Origin of the sequence: Escherichia sp. WS1450, assembly GCF_046487395.1 — a bacterium.
Lineage (GTDB): Bacteria > Pseudomonadota > Gammaproteobacteria > Enterobacterales > Enterobacteriaceae > Escherichia > Escherichia coli.
Genome location: NZ_JBJQJO010000004.1, coordinates 246,134 through 262,936 on the forward strand (window position 1 = coordinate 246,134; position 16,803 = coordinate 262,936).

Sequence of the window (16,803 nt, forward strand, 5' to 3'; positions counted from 1 at the left end):
CAGCCCCTGTGAGTTACTGTATGGATGTACAGTACATCCAGTGACGACAAAGATCAACCCTATTTTCGGAAAGAGCCTCGCAAATTTTGTCGTTGGTGACGGGAAAACATAAATTAATCTTGCCCCTTAAGAATAAGTTGCCTATTTTCGTAGTTAACGGATCCGTTAATGTGAATCATTCTTTTATGTTATGATTTTAAAAGGAATTTTATGAAAAGCCTCTCCTATAAGCGGATCTATAAATCACAAGAATACCTGGCAACGTTGGGCACAATTGAATACCGATCATTGTTTGGTAGTTACAGCCTGACCGTTGACGACACGGTGTTTGCGATGGTTTCTGATGGTGAGTTGTATCTTCGTGCTTGTGAGCAAAGTGCACAGTACTGTGTAAAACATCCGCCTGTCTGGCTGACATATAAAAAGTGTGGCCGATCCGTTACCCTCAATTACTATCGGGTTGATGAAAGTCTATGGCGAAATCAACTGAAGCTGGTGCGTCTGTCGAAATATTCTCTCGATGCAGCGCTGAAAGAGAAAAGCACGCGCAATACCCGGGAAAGACTGAAAGATTTGCCCAATATGTCTTTTCATCTGGAAGCGATTCTCGGGGAGGTGGGGATTAAGGATGTACGGGCGTTACGTATACTTGGGGCAAAAATGTGTTGGTTGCGACTGCGGCAGCAAAACAGTCTGGTGACAGAAAAGATTCTGTTTATGCTTGAAGGGGCCATTATCGGCATTCATGAAGCTGCGCTCCCGGTGGCACGCCGCCAGGAGCTTGCAGAATGGGCTGACTCTCTTACGCCGAAACAGGAGTTTCCTGCGGAACTTGAGTAATCTGGCGTTGCAGACGACCAATCTCTGGCAGTAATGCAATCAATAACCCGACTTGTTGTACGACCAGAGGTTCTTTGCTGTCTGCCCGCGGTTCAAGTTGCTGCATTCGCTGTTTCAGGCCAGCTAATGCCTGATTGACGCGTTCTTCATCAGCAGGTTGATGATGTAGCGCGTCATCAACATAGCAAACTGCGTCATCAAGAAACGCCAGAATATCAGGATTAGTTAACTGCTCCCGGTGAGCACCGAGGGCTGAGATATAGCTGGTAAACGTATGGTTAAGGCACAGCAACCGAAACGCGGCCTCGCGAATTTGCGGGGTAACGTTCGGCTCGCTGGACATATTTGATACCACCGACGCCAGTTCAGCATCACGGTTGTGTGCATCGCGGCGGGCAATACGATACGCCAGACGGTTATCACGCCCCTGATGGTATTGCTCCAGTATGGCATCGAGATAGCGACAGTTGGCCTCGGTGGCACGTTCGAGCATGCGCGGCAGATTGCGAAACTTCCAGTCAGGCCAGATGTAGCTCACCGCCGCCCACGCAATGGCACAACCAATCAGCGTATCGATTACGCGAGGTAACGCCACTTCAAAACCTTCACCCAACAAGTTAAAACAAAGTAGCACCAAAAGTGTGATGAACATCGTTGCATGGGCGTATTGCACGTTACGGAAGGCAAAAAAGAGCACGCCGGTAATAACCAGTAGCACCAGTTGCCCTTCCAGTGACGGTACAAACCACAGCACAGGAATGCCAATGGCGATACCTACCAGCGTACCAATAATCCTTAACTTCAGGCGGTGGCGCGTGGCGTTATAGTTTGGCTGGCAGACAAACAAACTTGTCAGCAAGATCCAATACCCGTGATGCATTCCGGTTATCTGAATGATGGCGTAGCCGAAGCACAACACCAGCGACATTCTTACCGCATGACGGAAGAGGGCGGATTCCGGCGTGAAGTGACGGCTAAGACGCAGCCAGATATCACTCAATCCGTGCGGGCTGTCATCAGCGAGCTCATTTTCGTCATTATTATGGGGCAGTGCCTGGGCCTGTTCTGATTCAATTGTTGCCAGTTGGGCATCAATGGCGCGTAAATTGTTCAGCAAAAATCCCAGTGTTTTGAGTAAATCGGCAGGTGCGCCGTTATCGCGCATCCGCTCCAGCGCAGCATCAATATGCGTAAAAGCGCGCTCGAAATGCGGATCATGTTGATAAGGCTGACGCAGCAAAATACAGCGTGACAGTTGCTGGCACGCCTGGCCCTGCATCGACATCAGCCGCTGAAAACGGAACAGCACGTCGCTGTGGCGAAAATGTTCACGCAATGTTTGATACTGAATATGAGAAGAGCTGGCACGCTCGTGAATATCCTGCGCGACAAAGTAATAATGCAGCGTGCGACGCGTTCCCCGTTGACCACGATCGCCACGTAAGCGGGTCAGCAGCGAGAGTTTCGTCTGATTCAATGTCGCCATCAGCTGACCGTTGGCGAGAGCCAAATCGTACAGCGGTGCCTGGCTTTCATCTTCAATATCAGGATCAAACATGCGTGACTTGAGCTCAAGGTAACGCGCCAGTTGTTCATAGCAACGCGCCAGGTTGTCCTGCAGCGGGCGGACCGGGAACAGTAGATGACCAATAAGTGTCAGGACGTTGTACCAGACGGCACCGGCCAGCAGATACATCGGCTGCTGATACCAGTGCTCATACAGTGACGTCCCCAACATAGTGTAAATGGCGATCAGTAACGCACCGAAGGCAATTGTTGCATAGCGTTGACCCAGACCGCCGAGCAAAATGAAGCCGCTGGTAGAGAGCGTTAAGCCAATTGCAAATAGCCAGGGCCAGGGAAACAGCAATTCTACTGAGGCCGAGGCGATAAAAAAGCAGAACAGCGTAATGATGAGGTTACGCAAACGTCCCGCCAGCCGGTCATCGAGATCGGTCAGCGCCGCTGCCACCATCCCCAGCGTCAGCGGAATCGTCAGTTTTACATCACCCAGCCACCACGGAAACGCTGTGGTTCCACAAAGCGCAATAAAAATACGCGCGTAATACAGCCAGGCGCTGTTCCAGGTATAGCGTTTGAGCAAAGGACTTAGCATAAAGGCCATATTAGTGGATTATTCAAAACGACGACGTGCATTGGCTTCACGCGCAGCTTGCGCTGTTTCTACCGATACCACGCGACGACCGACCGGCCATAGTGCGATAGCGGCAATTTTAAAGTTCGCAATGCCGACAGGAATGCCAATGATGGAAATACATTGTGCGATGCCCGTTGCAATGTGCATCAGGCATAACCACCAGCCAAAGAAAATCAGCCAGAAAATATTCAATACCGTACCGCCAGTATTCAGCAGCACATTTTTGCCAGCCGGGTTCAGTTCATCGACATGAATAGCTTCATTGCCATAAGGCACCAGAGACAGTTTAGTGATCTCCCAGCAGGATCGTGTCAGCGGTAAGGTAAAAATCAGCACAATACTGACCAGAGTCGCCAACAGCCAGCCCAGAGTGGTGGCAAATCCGCCAAGCACAAAGTTCAGAATGTTCAAAACGGTACGCATAAAACCTCGCTTTACTGTGGTTTTCAGTAATGGGCGGCAATTGTAACGTTTTTTTGGGCTGGAGCACGTTTTCTCTGACGGTTACACTGATAAGAAATCATTTCGTGTGGATCTACAGAGTCATGGAACTGAAAGCGACAACGCTTGGAAAACGTCTGGCACAGCACCCTTACGATCGGGCGGTGATCCTCAATGCCGGGATTAAAGTCTCCGGTGATCGCCACGAATACCTTATTCCTTTCAATCAATTACTGGCGATTCACTGTAAGCGCGGTCTGGTATGGGGCGAGCTGGAATTTGTACTGCCGGACGAAAAAGTGGTGCGTCTGCACGGCACCGAATGGGGCGAGACGCAGCGTTTTTACCATCATCTTGATGCTCACTGGCGGCGGTGGAGTGGCGAGATGAGCGAAATTGCGTCTGGTGTTTTACTCCAGCAACTGGATTTGATTGCCACGCGCACTGGAGAAAATAAATGGCTGACGCGTGAGCAAACCTCTGGCATTCAGCAACAAATCCGCCAGGCTTTGTCGGCGTTGCCGTTGCCGGTTAACCGACTGGAAGAATTCGATAACTGCCGTGAGGCGTGGCGTAAATGTCAGGCCTGGTTGAAAGATATTGAAAGCGCTCGGTTGCAGCATAACCAGGCGTATACAGAAGCCATGCTTACCGAGTATGCAGATTTTTTCCGCCAGGTCGAGTCTTCACCGCTGAATCCGGCGCAGGCCCGGGCAGTCGTTAATGGCGAGCATTCTCTGTTAGTGCTGGCTGGTGCAGGAAGCGGAAAAACGTCGGTGCTGGTGGCCCGTGCAGGCTGGTTGCTGGCGCGTGGTGAAGCGTCCCCTGAGCAAATTTTATTGCTGGCGTTTGGTCGCAAAGCCGCTGAAGAGATGGACGAGCGTATTCGCGAACGGCTACATACCGAAGACATTACCGCACGCACGTTTCATGCGCTGGCGCTGCATATTATTCAGCAGGGCAGCAAAAAAGTTCCGATAGTCAGCAAACTGGAAAATGATACCGCTGCCCGTCATGAACTCTTTATTGCTGAGTGGCGCAAGCAATGCAGCGAAAAGAAAGCGCAGGCGAAGGGCTGGCGGCAATGGCTGACGGAAGAAATGCAGTGGTCAGTGCCAGAAGGTAACTTCTGGGATGATGAAAAATTACAGCGTCGTCTTGCCTCACGCCTCGATCGTTGGGTAAGTCTGATGCGGATGCACGGTGGCGCACAGGCAGAAATGATTGCCAGTGCACCCGAAGAGATTCGCGATCTGTTCAGTAAACGTATCAAGTTGATGGCCCCGTTATTAAAAGCCTGGAAAGGTGCGCTGAAGGCAGAAAACGCTGTCGATTTTTCGGGCCTGATTCACCAGGCGATTGTGATTCTGGAGAAAGGTCGCTTTATCAGCCCGTGGAAGCATATTCTGGTTGATGAATTTCAGGATATCTCGCCGCAGCGCGCAGCGTTGTTAGCGGCATTACGCAAGCAAAACAGTCAGACGACGTTGTTCGCCGTTGGTGATGACTGGCAGGCGATTTATCGCTTCAGCGGTGCGCAAATGTCGCTCACCACCGCTTTCCATGAAAACTTTGGTGAAGGCGATCGCTGCGATTTAGACACGACTTACCGTTTTAACAGTCGTATCGGTGAGGTGGCAAACCGGTTTATTCAGCAGAACCCAGGCCAGCTGAAAAAGCCGCTAAACAGCTTAACCAATGGAGACAAAAAAGCCGTCACGTTATTGGATGAGAGCCATCTTGACGCTTTGCTGGATAAGCTCTCTGGTTATGCCAAACCGGAAGAGCGCATTCTGATCCTGGCGCGTTACCATCACATGAGGCCTGCCAGCCTGGAAAAAGCGGCAACACGCTGGCCGAAGTTGCAAATCGACTTTATGACCATTCATGCCAGCAAAGGGCAACAGGCGGATTACGTCATCATCGTTGGCTTGCAGGAGGGAAGTGATGGTTTTCCGGCTGCGGCGCGGGAGTCGATTATGGAAGAGGCGCTACTGCCACCGGTTGAGGATTTCCCGGACGCTGAAGAACGGCGGTTAATGTACGTGGCGCTGACCCGGGCACGCCATCGGGTATGGGCACTGTTTAACAAAGAGAATCCCTCTCCCTTTGTGGAAATACTGAAAAATCTGGATGTGCCGGTGGCGAGAAAACCGTAAGAAACAGGTGGCGTTTGCCACCTGTGCAATATTACTTCAGACGGTCCGCGAGATAACGCTGATAATCGGGGATCAGAATATCGACCGCGTCGTTGAAATGCGGCGACTGGATAATGAAGTCTGCCGTTGCCACGTTGGTGGCGACCGGAATGTTCCATACCGTCGCCAGACGCAGCAAGGCTTTCACGTCAGGATCGTGCGGAACGGCATTTAGTGGGTCCCAGAAGAAAATCAATACATCAATTTTCCCTTCTGAGATCAATGCGCCAACCTGCTGGTCACCCCCCATTGGGCCACTCAACATCGCGTTGACGTTCATGCCGGTTGCACGGGAAATCAAGTTACCGGTAGTGCCTGTTGCATACAGTACGTGTTGTTCCAGTAACGGTTGATGTCGTTCCACCCAGCTCATCAGCATTTGTTTGCAGTGATCGTGTGCCACCAGCGCAATATGTTTCCGCGCAGGTAAAGTGCGTGTCGTCAGTTCCATAATGTACATCCGTAGTTAACTTTCCTACAGATTACTGTAAGCACTTATCGCTGCAAGAGAAAGACCGAAAAAGCCTGCGCACAGGCACAAAAATCTCAGGAAGATGGTTGTTTTTCCGCCCATTGCAGGAAAGTATTTCGCGTTTGTGGGTCAGCCAGTTTAAACCAATACTTCAGCCGTTGTTCTGTGAGCACCTGAGACTGCGGTGGAATAGCATCCAGCTCGGAAACACCCGAAAGCAGCGTACTGTCATCTGCCATCATCGTGGCAAATTGCGGTAGTGAAGCGCGTTTCGCGGATTTGTTATAGCGTTCAACCTCGACCTCATAATCAATCGTTTTTGCCGTTGAGGTAATGGCGAGAATATCCAGCTTTACCGGAATCGGCGTCGCATCGCCATCCAACAATTCAAGGCGCGGCGCGGCATCAAAATGGTTAGCTTCCCGCTCATTCTCCAGACGAGGCAGGCGAAAATTGACCTGGTTGATGAGCTGGGTATTAAAACTGACCACCAGCGGTGGGGAGATATACAGCCGTTCTTCACTATTGGAAAGATGAATCGTCTTCTCAACGCGAAACACTAACTGATGCGGTCCATTATCCAGTTCAATGCTGTCCGCACCGCGCAGCAGAGAGCTGGAAACCTTTTTACCGTCGAGTACCAGAAGATCGACATCGGTTGAAAGCCGCAGCGTGGTGGCAAAAACGGATACCGGCAAACATAATGCAATCAAGGTGGTCACGATGCCGGTTTTCATAGGTAGCTCCTGTCAAAAGACCGCCCGAATAATAATGTGTCAAAATTTTTCTTTAATCATACTTACTAACATATAGACATATTTCCCGCTTTTGCTCTCATTCATTCGTATTAGCTGCATGGTTGGCATGTCGGCTTTGTCGTACACTTTGTTAAACAGTCTGGAGGAAATAATGAAAGAAACCGATATTGCAGGCATTTTAACGTCCACTCACACCATTGCGCTGGTGGGGGCAAGCGACAAACCCGATCGTCCCAGCTATCGCGTGATGAAATATCTACTCGACCAGGGGTATCACGTCATTCCGGTTTCACCAAAAGTTGCCGGCAAAACGCTGCTGGGCCAGCAGGGGTATGGCACGCTGGCAGAAGTTCCGGAAAAAGTCGATATGGTCGATGTTTTCCGGAATTCAGAAGCGGCGTGGGGCGTGGCGCAGGAAGCGATCGCCATTGGCGCGAAAACCCTCTGGATGCAACTGGGGGTGATTAATGAGCAGGCGGCAGTACTGGCACGGGATGCCGGGTTAAATGTGGTGATGGATCGCTGCCCGGCTATTGAGATCCCTCGCCTGGGCCTGGCCAAATAAAAAATCCCCGGAAGGCCAAAACCTTCCGGGGATTTGTTCAGGGATTAGTTACGCAGACGCGGGGCCTGAAGTTGTTTGCGGATGGTCTGCGCCAGCTCATCCATGGATGGCTGTTCAGGATGTTCATCCTGCAATTCGCTACTTAGCTGGGCTTCAGCCAGGTAGGTATGAACCGGTAGGCCGTTATCGTCCTCCATCACCACGTGATACCACGGAGCGGCGCGAAGCTCGTCATTCACCGCCAGCTCATCAGGCGACGGTTCAGAGAGCGAATAAACCGGGTCGATATCCACGACCACTCCGAGATAACCTAACAGGGAATGGCGGACCTGCTGGCCGATACCGAATTTGCTGGCAATCATAGTCACCTCCCGGGAAATCTTTACCTTTGATATAAGGGTAAAATTCCACATTTCAAGTTACATGACGCGACAGGCAAACCCTTTCAGATATAGCCCTTCCGGATAGGTAGCGATCACCGGATGATCGGCTGCCTGACGGAACTGCTCTATAAATTGTACATCACGACCGGCATCAATTGCGGCATCCGCGATGATTTTCTGAAATAAATCGCTGGTCATCAGACCGGAACAGGAGAAAGTCAGGAGAATACCGCCTTCATTCAGCAACTGAATCGCCAGCATGTTGATATCTTTATAGCCACGACACGCGCCCATCAACTGGCTTTTATTCTCAACAAACTTCGGCGGGTCCATCACGATAACGTCAAATTTTTCACCGCGATCGCGATAAGTACGCAGCAATTTAAAGACATCATCACGGACAAACTCAGCCTTGCTCAGATCCAGTTTGTTCAGCTCAACGTTCTGCCGTGCAATATCCAGGGCTTCCTGGGAGGTATCAACGCTGACAACCTGGCTGCAACCGCCCATCAGTGCCGATACGGCGAAACCACCGGTATAGGAGAAACAGTTCAGTACGCGTTTATTTTCAACGTAGCGGCGGGTAGCCAGGCGGCTATCACGCTGATCCAGGTAGTAACCCGTTTTGTGTCCGTGCTGAATATCCACCAGCAGCTTCATGCCGTGTTCTTCAATCGGCAGCAGGGCAGGCGGCAACTCGCCGGTGACGGGGCCCTGGGTCAGCTCCATCCCTTCTTTTTTACGTACCGCAACATCGCTGCGATCGTAAATCGCACATTCCGGGTACAGCGTTTGCAGGGCGCTAATTAATGCCGCGCGCTGATATTCTGCGCCAGCACTCAGTAGTTGCAGCACCAGAAAATTACCGAAACGATCGATAGTAATACCCGGCAGGCCATCAGATTCACCGGCGATTAAACGATAGCTGTCGAGGCCATCTTTTTGCGCCAGCCAGTCACGCCATTTTTGTGCTTGTTGCAAATGGCGGGAAAAAAAAGCAATGTCGATAGACTCAGACGGGTCAAACGTCCAGACGCGTGCCCGGATTTGCGAAGCTGGCGAATAAGCGCCGCGTGCTAACCATTTTCCCTGATGATCAACAATATCGATGGTTTCACCGAGGCTGGCTTTACCTTCCATGCGGGCAACGGCCCCGGAAAAGACCCACGGATGGCGACGAAGTAATGATTTTTCGCGCCCTTTGGCTAACACTAAACGTACACTCATAATTTACTTTTCTGTCGATGCAAAGAAATGGGCGTCATTGTCCGGAGTTTTCCATGGATTTGCAACGCGTCCATTAAGGATAAGGAGAGCAGCAATGTCGAAAGTCTGCATAATTGCCTGGGTTTACGGGCGAGTTCAGGGCGTTGGATTTCGCTATACCACGCAGTACGAAGCGAAAAAACTGGGATTAGCCGGGTACGCCAAAAATCTTGACGATGGCAGCGTGGAAGTGGTTGCCTGCGGTGAAGAAGGGCAGGTAGAAAAATTAATGCAGTGGTTAAAGAGTGGCGGCCCGCGTTCTGCGCGTGTAGAACGGGTGCTCAGCGAGCCGCATCATCCCTCGGGGGAATTAACCGATTTTCGTATCCATTAAATACATTTTACCGGTTTTGGCAGGCCAGCAATTTTGGTGGCTTGCTTAGCCGGACCTTTCGGAAACAGTCGGTATAAATAGCGGCTGTTACCTTTTTCTTCACCAAATTTATTCGCCATCGCTTTTACCAGCATACGAATCGCCGGAGACGTATTAAATTCCAGGTAGAAGTCACGTACAAAACGCACCACTTCCCAGTGTTCTGGCGACAGCGAAATCCCTTCGTTCTCTGCAATCACCACTGCCAGCGGCTCACTCCACTGGCTGCTTTCTTTGAGATAGCCTTCGGTATCCGTTTCTATCTCTTTACCTTCGAAGATCAGCATAATTATTACTACCTTAATCAGACTGGCGGCAGTGTAACAAAAAACAAAGCCCCGCATAAAGCGAGGCTCGGTAAGTAACCCTGGGCGAGATTAATCGCGGCTGGCGAAGCCCAGAATGCTCAGCAGGCTGACGAAGATGTTGTACAGCGAAACATACAGGCTAACCGTGGCACGAATATAGTTCGTTTCACCGCCATGAATGATGTTGCTGGTTTCAAACAAAATAGCGCCAGAGGAGATCAGAATGAAGACCGCGCTGATCGCCAGATGCAGAGCAGGCAGTTGCAGGAAGATATTAGCAACCATACCAATCAGCACCACCACAATACCCGCCATCAGCATACCGCCAAGGAATGACATATCTTTGCGGGTGGTCAGCACATATGCAGAACAGCAGAAGAACACTAACGCCGTTCCGCCCAGTGCCATAGCGATTACGTCACCCATTCCGGCAGACAGATAGGTGTTCAGAATTGGTCCGAGGATATAACCCAGAAAACCGGTAAAGGCGAATGCGGAGATAATCCCGGTCGGCTTATTCGCCGTTTTATAGGTCAGGAACATCAAACCATACATACCCACCAGCGTCAGAATCAGACCCGGAGATGGCAGCATCAGCACCGTACTGGCAGTTGCGGTAATCGCCGAAAAGGCCAGCGTCAGGCTCAGCAGAAAATAGGTATTACGCAGCACCTTATGGGTGCTAAGCAGCGATGTACGGTCATGTGAAGAACTAACAATACGATCCATTGAGTCACTCTCTATGACAGATGTAATTAATTAAGCAGCATAATGATAATGCGTAAGGGCACCCAGAAGTTTTACCCATCTTTACGCATTTGATCTGGAACAGGTTTAACAGCGGATTATCAGGTCATTAAGCAAATATAACGCCCTGAGAATTTCGACAGGCAAAAGAAAAAGGGGTTAGCATTTAGCTAACCCCTTATCTTATTTGGCGGAAGCGCAGAGATTCGAACTCTGGAACCCTTTCGGGTCGCCGGTTTTCAAGACCGGTGCCTTCAACCGCTCGGCCACACTTCCGGAATGACGCGCACTATAAACATCCCGATGCGGCGTGTAAACCCCTAATTTGTTTGTTTGCCTGAAAAACAGCCAAAAGTGCATTGATAGCGTGAAATAACAGCAGATTGATCATTTCATCACCATGAATTCCTTCTCTTTTACTCGTTTAGCAACTGGCTAAACATCCCCACCGCCCGGCAAAAAGAAAAATAGGTCCATTTTTATCGCTAAAAGATAAATCCACACAGTTTTTATTGTTTTGTGCAAAAATTTCACTACGCTTTATTAACATTACTTTCTGGCGACGTGCGCCAGTGCAGAAGGATGAGCTTTCGTTTTCAGCATCTCACGTGAAGCGATGGTTTGCCTTGCTACAGGGACGTCGCTTGCCGACCATAAGCGCCCGGTGTCCTGCCGGTGTCGCAAGGAGAAGAGACGTGCGATATGAATAACGAGGAAACATTTTACCAGGCCATGCGGCGTCAGGGCGTTACCCGGCGCAGCTTTCTCAAATATTGTAGTCTGGCTGCCACGTCGCTGGGCTTAGGCGCGGGAATGGCACCAAAGATTGCCTGGGCGCTGGAGAACAAACCGCGCATTCCGGTGGTATGGATCCACGGTCTGGAATGCACCTGCTGTACCGAATCTTTTATCCGCTCCGCTCACCCGCTGGCAAAGGACGTCATCCTTTCCCTGATTTCCCTCGATTACGACGATACTTTGATGGCTGCCGCCGGAACCCAGGCGGAAGAAGTCTTTGAAGACATCATCACGCAATACAATGGCAAATATATCCTCGCAGTAGAAGGTAATCCGCCGCTGGGCGAGCAGGGGATGTTCTGTATCAGCAGCGGTCGACCGTTTATTGAGAAACTCAAACGTGCCGCTGCCGGAGCCAGCGCGATTATCGCCTGGGGAACCTGCGCGTCCTGGGGCTGCGTGCAGGCCGCGCGACCCAATCCGACGCAGGCAACGCCTATCGACAAAGTCATCACCGACAAACCTATTATCAAAGTACCTGGCTGCCCGCCGATCCCGGATGTGATGAGCGCCATCATTACTTACATGGTGACCTTTGATCGCTTGCCAGATGTCGACAGAATGGGCCGTCCGTTGATGTTCTATGGTCAGCGAATCCACGATAAATGCTATCGCCGCGCTCATTTCGACGCCGGAGAGTTCGTCCAGAGTTGGGATGATGACGCTGCCCGCAAAGGTTACTGCCTGTACAAAATGGGCTGCAAAGGGCCTACCACCTATAACGCCTGTTCCTCCACACGCTGGAACGATGGCGTTTCCTTCCCGATCCAGTCAGGTCACGGCTGCCTGGGTTGTGCGGAAAATGGTTTCTGGGATCGCGGTTCGTTCTACAGCCGCGTGGTAGATATTCCACAAATGGGTACTCATTCCACCGCCGACACCGTCGGTTTAACCGCGCTTGGCGTGGTGGCAGCGGCTGTTGGTGTGCACGCAGTCGCCAGCGCCGTTGACCAGCGCAGACGTCATAACCAGCAACCTACAGAAACCGAACATCAGCCAGGCAATGAGGATAAACAGGCATGAGCACTCAGTACGAAACTCAGGGATACACCATCAATAATGCCGGACGCCGCCTGGTGGTCGACCCGATTACGCGCATTGAAGGCCACATGCGCTGCGAAGTGAATATTAACGATCAGAATGTGATCACCAATGCCGTCTCCTGCGGCACCATGTTTCGCGGGCTGGAGATCATCCTGCAAGGGCGTGACCCGCGCGATGCGTGGGCGTTCGTTGAACGTATCTGCGGCGTCTGTACTGGCGTACACGCCCTGGCTTCGGTTTACGCCATCGAAGATGCCATCGGTATTAAAGTGCCGGACAACGCCAATATCATCCGCAACATTATGCTGGCAACGCTCTGGTGCCACGATCATCTGGTGCACTTCTATCAGCTTGCCGGGATGGACTGGATCGATGTGTTAGATGCGCTGAAAGCCGACCCGCGGAAAACCTCCGAACTGGCGCAAAGTCTCTCCTCTTGGCCGAAATCATCCCCTGGCTATTTCTTCGACGTACAAAATCGCCTGAAGAAATTCGTTGAAGGCGGCCAGTTGGGGATCTTCCGCAATGGCTACTGGGGGCACCCGCAGTACAAACTGCCGCCAGAAGCCAACCTGATGGGCTTTGCCCACTATCTCGAAGCTCTCGATTTCCAGCGTGAAATTGTCAAAATCCACGCTGTCTTTGGCGGTAAAAACCCGCATCCAAACTGGATTGTCGGCGGGATGCCTTGCGCCATTAACATTGACGAAAGCGGCGCGGTCGGGGCGGTCAATATGGAACGCCTGAACCTGGTGCAGTCGATTATCACCCGCACGGCGGATTTCATTAACAACGTGATGATCCCCGACGCCTTAGCCATTGGTCAGTTCAACAAACCGTGGAGCGAAATCGGCACGGGTCTTTCTGATAAATGCGTCCTCAGCTATGGCGCATTCCCGGATATTGCCAACGACTTTGGTGAGAAAAGTCTGCTGATGCCTGGCGGCGCGGTGATTAACGGCGACTTCAACAATGTGCTGCCAGTGGATTTGGTTGATCCGCAGCAGGTGCAGGAGTTTGTCGATCACGCCTGGTATCGTTATCCCAACGATCAGGTTGGGCGTCATCCGTTCGATGGCATCACCGACCCGTGGTACAACCCCGGCGATGTCAAAGGCAGCGATACCAACATTCAGCAGCTGAATGAACAGGAACGCTACTCGTGGATCAAAGCGCCACGCTGGCGCGGTAACGCGATGGAAGTGGGGCCGCTGGCACGCACGTTAATCGCTTATCACAAAGGCGATGCGGCGACCGTTGAGTCGGTCGATCGCATGATGTCAGCGTTGAACCTGCCGCTTTCCGGCATCCAGTCAACGTTGGGCCGCATTTTGTGTCGCGCGCACGAAGCGCAGTGGGCCGCAGGTAAGTTGCAGTATTTCTTCGATAAGCTGATGACCAATCTGAAAAACGGCAATCTCGCCACTGCTTCCACTGAAAAATGGGAACCTACAACCTGGCCGACAGAGTGCCGTGGCGTCGGCTTTACCGAAGCGCCGCGCGGGGCGTTAGGCCACTGGGCTGCCATTCGCGATGGCAAGATTGATCTCTATCAGTGCGTGGTGCCGACCACCTGGAACGCCAGCCCGCGCGATCCTAAAGGGCAAATTGGCGCTTATGAAGCGGCGCTGATGAACACCAAAATGGCGATCCCCGAGCAACCGCTGGAGATCCTGCGTACTCTGCACAGCTTTGATCCGTGCCTCGCCTGTTCAACACACGTGCTGGGCGACGACGGTAGCGAGCTGATCTCCGTGCAGGTGCGTTAACAGCGAAGGAGAATCATCATGCAACAGAAAAGCGACAACGTTGTCAGTCACTATGTCTTTGAAGCACCCGTGCGGATATGGCACTGGCTGACGGTGTTATGCATGGCGGTGTTGATGGTCACCGGTTACTTTATCGGCAAGCCGCTACCTTCCGTCAGCGGCGAGGCGACGTATCTGTTCTATATGGGCTACATCAGGTTAATTCACTTCAGCGCCGGGATGATTTTTACCGTGGTCTTGCTGATGCGGATCTACTGGGCTTTTGTTGGCAATCGTTACTCCCGCGAGCTGTTTATCGTGCCGGTATGGCGTAAAAGCTGGTGGCAGGGCGTGTGGTATGAAATCCGCTGGTATCTGTTTCTGGCAAAACGTCCGAGTGCCGATATAGGCCATAACCCCATCGCCCAGGCGGCGATGTTCGGCTATTTCCTGATGTCAGTTTTTATGATCATCACCGGCTTTGCGCTGTACAGCGAACACAGCCAGTACGCTATTTTTGCGCCGTTCCGTTATGTGGTGGAATTTTTCTACTGGACGGGCGGCAACTCAATGGACATTCACAGCTGGCATCGGCTGGGGATGTGGCTGATTGGCGCGTTTGTGATCGGTCATGTCTACATGGCGCTGCGTGAAGACATCATGTCCGACGACACAGTGATCTCCACCATGGTCAACGGCTACCGTAGCCACAAATTTGGCAAAATAAGTAACAAGGAGCGTTCATGAGCGAGCAACGCGTGGTGGTAATGGGGCTGGGCAATCTGCTGTGGGCCGATGAAGGCTTCGGCGTGCGGGTGGCGGAACGGTTGTATGCCCATTACCACTGGCCCGATGAAGTCGAGATTGTTGATGGCGGCACTCAGGGACTGAACTTGCTGGGGTATGTCGAAAGCGCCAGCCACTTGCTGATTCTCGACGCCATTGATTACGGGTTGGAACCCGGAACGCTGCGAACATATGCCGGAGAACGCATTCCGGCTTATCTCAGCGCGAAGAAAATGAGCCTGCACCAGAACAGCTTCTCCGAAGTGCTGGCGCTGGCGGATATACGTGGTCATTTGCCAGCACATATTGCCCTCGTCGGTCTGCAACCCGCAATGCTCGACGACTACGGCGGTAGCCTGAGCGAACTGGCACGGGAGCAACTGCCCGCAGCGGAACAGGCGGCGCTGGCGCAGCTGGCTGCATGGGGAATTGTGCCGCAACCGGCTAATGAATCGCGCTGTCTCAATTATGACTGTCTGTCGATGGAAAATTATGAAGGCATTCGCTTGCGCCAGTACCGGATGACGCTGGAGGAGCAGAGATGAGCAACGACACGCCATTTGATGCGTTGTGGCAACGAATGCTGGCGCGCGGCTGGACGCCGGTCAGTGAATCCCGTCTTGACGACTGGCTTACGCAAGCGCCAGACGGCGTGGTGTTATTAAGCAGTGACCCGAAACGCACGCCAGAGGTCAGCGATAATCCGGTAATGATTGGCGAATTATTGCGCGAGTTTCCAGACTTTACATGGCAGGTAGCGATTGCTGACCTTGAGCAGAGCGAAGCCATCGGCGATCGCTTTGGCGTCTTTCGCTTTCCCGCCACATTAGTGTTTACCGGCGGAAACTATCGCGGCGTGCTGAATGGTATTCACCCGTGGGCGGAACTGATAAACCTGATGCGTGGGCTTGTCGAACCACAACAGGAGCGTGCCTCATGAGCGAAACTTTTTTCCATCTGCTGGGGCCAGGAACGCAACCGAACGATGACAGTTTCAGCATGAATCCACTGCCGATCACCTGTCGGGTGAATGGTGAACCGAGTATGGCGGCCCTGGAGCAATGTGCTCACAGCCCGCAGGTGATTGCGCTGTTAAACGAGTTACAACATCAACTAAGCGAATGCCAGCCGCCGTTGGGCGAGGTGCTGGCAGTCGATCTGTTAAATCTCAACGCCGACGATCGTCACTTTATCAATACACTTCTCGGGGAAGGGGAAGTGTCAGTGCGCATTCAGCAGGCTGACGACAGTGAAAGTGAAATACAGGAGGCGATCTTCTGCGGATTATGGCGGGTGCGCAGACGTCGCGGCGAAAAGTTGCTGGAGGACAAACTGGAGGCTGGCTGCGCGCCGCTGGCGTTGTGGCAGGCGGCAACGCAAAATCTCTTGCCGACAGATTCGCTGTTACCGCCGCCCATTGATGGCCTGATGAATGGCCTACCGTTGGCGCATGAGTTACTGGCGCATGTACGTAACCCCGACGCGCAGCCGCACAGCATTAATCTGACGCAATTACCCATCAGCGAGGCTGACCGGCTTTTTCTCTCACGTCTCTGTGGGCCGGGAAATATTCAGATTCGTACCATTGGCTATGGCGAGAGCTATATCAACGCCACGGGGTTACGCCATGTCTGGCATTTACGCTGTACGGACACCTTAAAAGGCCCGTTACTGGAAAGTTATGAAATCTGCCCAATACCGGAAGTGGTGCTGGCAGCGCCAGAAGATTTGGTCGACTCTGCGCAGCGGCTTAGCGAGGTATGTCAGTGGCTGGCGGAAGCTGCACCGACGTAAAAAGACGGTAAGTATCGCTTTCAGGCTTATGAATATCGCAATCGGCGAATACCTCTGGTCGTAGAGTTTCAGGATAAAGAGGGAGATCTACCATTAACGGGTTATTTTTCTCTCTTCGCCTACA

18 protein-coding genes and 1 tRNA gene are annotated in these 16,803 nt (G+C 52.1%); 10 read left to right on the plus strand and 9 right to left on the minus strand.

The features are described from left to right. Nucleotides 1-210 precede the first annotated feature (210 nt). Nucleotides 211-840, plus strand: coding sequence for a CRP-S regulon transcriptional coactivator Sxy (gene sxy, locus ACJHYR_RS07070; protein ID WP_000839153.1), 630 nt, complete (start codon nucleotides 211-213; stop codon nucleotides 838-840). On the opposite strand, the gene yccS is transcribed toward sxy, so the two are convergent. Both yccS and ACJHYR_RS07080 read right to left on the minus strand, forming a co-directional pair. Beyond that, on the minus strand, nucleotides 803-2,965 hold the full coding sequence (gene yccS, locus ACJHYR_RS07075; protein ID WP_000875037.1) for a YccS family putative transporter: 2,163 nt from the start codon (nucleotides 2,963-2,965) through the stop codon (nucleotides 803-805). The genes sxy and yccS overlap by 38 nt on opposite strands. Nucleotides 2,966-2,974: 9 nt before the next feature. Further along, a complete protein-coding gene (locus ACJHYR_RS07080; protein ID WP_001261235.1) occupies nucleotides 2,975-3,421 on the minus strand; it encodes a YccF domain-containing protein in 447 nt (148 codons plus the stop codon). Nucleotides 3,422-3,543: 122 nt separating this feature from the next. Between ACJHYR_RS07080 and helD the strand changes: the two genes are divergently transcribed. Continuing rightward, nucleotides 3,544-5,598, plus strand: coding sequence for a DNA helicase IV (gene helD, locus ACJHYR_RS07085; RefSeq protein WP_001305911.1), 2,055 nt, complete (start codon nucleotides 3,544-3,546; stop codon nucleotides 5,596-5,598). A gap of 31 nt (nucleotides 5,599-5,629) precedes the next feature. Here the strand turns inward: helD and mgsA are convergent, their stop codons facing one another. Both mgsA and ACJHYR_RS07095 read right to left on the minus strand, forming a co-directional pair. Next, nucleotides 5,630-6,088: a methylglyoxal synthase gene (gene mgsA, locus ACJHYR_RS07090; protein WP_000424181.1), complete on the minus strand. Its 459-nt coding sequence runs from the start codon at nucleotides 6,086-6,088 to the stop codon at nucleotides 5,630-5,632. Between the two features lie 95 nt (nucleotides 6,089-6,183). Further along, nucleotides 6,184-6,846 carry a DUF2057 family protein gene (locus ACJHYR_RS07095; protein WP_000847791.1) on the minus strand — a complete coding sequence of 221 codons (663 nt, stop codon included), beginning with the start codon at nucleotides 6,844-6,846 and terminating at the stop codon, nucleotides 6,184-6,186. A 172-nt stretch (nucleotides 6,847-7,018) separates the two neighbouring features. On the opposite strand from ACJHYR_RS07095, the gene ACJHYR_RS07100 reads away from it, so the two are divergent. Beyond that, nucleotides 7,019-7,432 (plus strand): CoA-binding protein, encoded by a 414-nt coding sequence (locus ACJHYR_RS07100; RefSeq protein WP_000665218.1) that lies wholly within the window; start codon nucleotides 7,019-7,021, stop codon nucleotides 7,430-7,432. A 44-nt stretch (nucleotides 7,433-7,476) separates the two neighbouring features. Here ACJHYR_RS07100 and hspQ read toward each other — a convergent pair whose 3' ends face one another. After that, nucleotides 7,477-7,794 (minus strand): heat shock protein HspQ, encoded by a 318-nt coding sequence (gene hspQ / locus ACJHYR_RS07105; RefSeq protein WP_001295356.1) that lies wholly within the window; start codon nucleotides 7,792-7,794, stop codon nucleotides 7,477-7,479. A 57-nt stretch (nucleotides 7,795-7,851) separates the two neighbouring features. Continuing rightward, nucleotides 7,852-9,042 carry a 23S rRNA (cytosine(1962)-C(5))-methyltransferase RlmI gene (rlmI, locus tag ACJHYR_RS07110; protein WP_059327873.1) on the minus strand — a complete coding sequence of 397 codons (1,191 nt, stop codon included), beginning with the start codon at nucleotides 9,040-9,042 and terminating at the stop codon, nucleotides 7,852-7,854. Between the two features lie 94 nt (nucleotides 9,043-9,136). On the opposite strand from rlmI, the gene yccX reads away from it, so the two are divergent. Next, nucleotides 9,137-9,415: an acylphosphatase gene (gene yccX, locus ACJHYR_RS07115; RefSeq protein WP_000048224.1), complete on the plus strand. Its 279-nt coding sequence runs from the start codon at nucleotides 9,137-9,139 to the stop codon at nucleotides 9,413-9,415. Here the strand turns inward: yccX and tusE are convergent. The 3 genes from tusE to ACJHYR_RS07130 all read right to left on the minus strand — a co-directional run bounded on the left by tusE (nucleotide 9,412) and on the right by ACJHYR_RS07130 (nucleotide 10,785). Next, nucleotides 9,412-9,741 carry a sulfurtransferase TusE gene (gene tusE, locus ACJHYR_RS07120; RefSeq protein ID WP_000904442.1) on the minus strand — a complete coding sequence of 110 codons (330 nt, stop codon included), beginning with the start codon at nucleotides 9,739-9,741 and terminating at the stop codon, nucleotides 9,412-9,414. The genes yccX and tusE overlap by 4 nt on opposite strands. A gap of 90 nt (nucleotides 9,742-9,831) precedes the next feature. Next, nucleotides 9,832-10,491, minus strand: coding sequence for an FtsH protease modulator YccA (gene yccA / locus ACJHYR_RS07125; protein WP_000375136.1), 660 nt, complete (start codon nucleotides 10,489-10,491; stop codon nucleotides 9,832-9,834). A gap of 206 nt (nucleotides 10,492-10,697) precedes the next feature. Beyond that, nucleotides 10,698-10,785 (minus strand) — tRNA-Ser (locus ACJHYR_RS07130). A 426-nt stretch (nucleotides 10,786-11,211) separates the two neighbouring features. Between ACJHYR_RS07130 and hyaA the strand changes: the two genes are divergently transcribed. Genes hyaA through ACJHYR_RS07160 form a run of 6 tightly spaced genes read left to right on the plus strand, consistent with a single transcriptional unit; the run spans nucleotide 11,212 to nucleotide 16,679 of the window. Then, nucleotides 11,212-12,330 carry a hydrogenase 1 small subunit gene (gene hyaA, locus ACJHYR_RS07135; protein ID WP_001058323.1) on the plus strand — a complete coding sequence of 373 codons (1,119 nt, stop codon included), beginning with the start codon at nucleotides 11,212-11,214 and terminating at the stop codon, nucleotides 12,328-12,330. Next, nucleotides 12,327-14,120: a Ni/Fe-hydrogenase large subunit gene (hyaB, locus tag ACJHYR_RS07140; protein ID WP_000107386.1), complete on the plus strand. Its 1,794-nt coding sequence runs from the start codon at nucleotides 12,327-12,329 to the stop codon at nucleotides 14,118-14,120. The genes hyaA and hyaB overlap by 4 nt, the downstream gene beginning before the upstream one ends. A gap of 18 nt (nucleotides 14,121-14,138) precedes the next feature. Next, a complete protein-coding gene (gene hyaC, locus ACJHYR_RS07145) occupies nucleotides 14,139-14,846 on the plus strand; it encodes a Ni/Fe-hydrogenase b-type cytochrome subunit (protein ID WP_001186413.1) in 708 nt (235 codons plus the stop codon). Then, the gene (gene hyaD / locus ACJHYR_RS07150; protein WP_000003627.1) at nucleotides 14,843-15,430 is read left to right on the plus strand and encodes a hydrogenase 1 maturation protease; all 588 of its coding nucleotides are present in this window, start codon (nucleotides 14,843-14,845) and stop codon (nucleotides 15,428-15,430) included. The genes hyaC and hyaD overlap by 4 nt, the downstream gene beginning before the upstream one ends. Beyond that, a complete protein-coding gene (gene hyaE, locus ACJHYR_RS07155) occupies nucleotides 15,427-15,825 on the plus strand; it encodes a hydrogenase-1 operon protein HyaE (RefSeq protein WP_001578118.1) in 399 nt (132 codons plus the stop codon). The genes hyaD and hyaE overlap by 4 nt, the downstream gene beginning before the upstream one ends. Further along, nucleotides 15,822-16,679 carry a hydrogenase expression/formation protein gene (locus ACJHYR_RS07160; protein WP_000004927.1) on the plus strand — a complete coding sequence of 286 codons (858 nt, stop codon included), beginning with the start codon at nucleotides 15,822-15,824 and terminating at the stop codon, nucleotides 16,677-16,679. Before hyaE ends, ACJHYR_RS07160 begins: the two co-directional genes overlap by 4 nt. Nucleotides 16,680-16,803 lie beyond the last annotated feature (124 nt).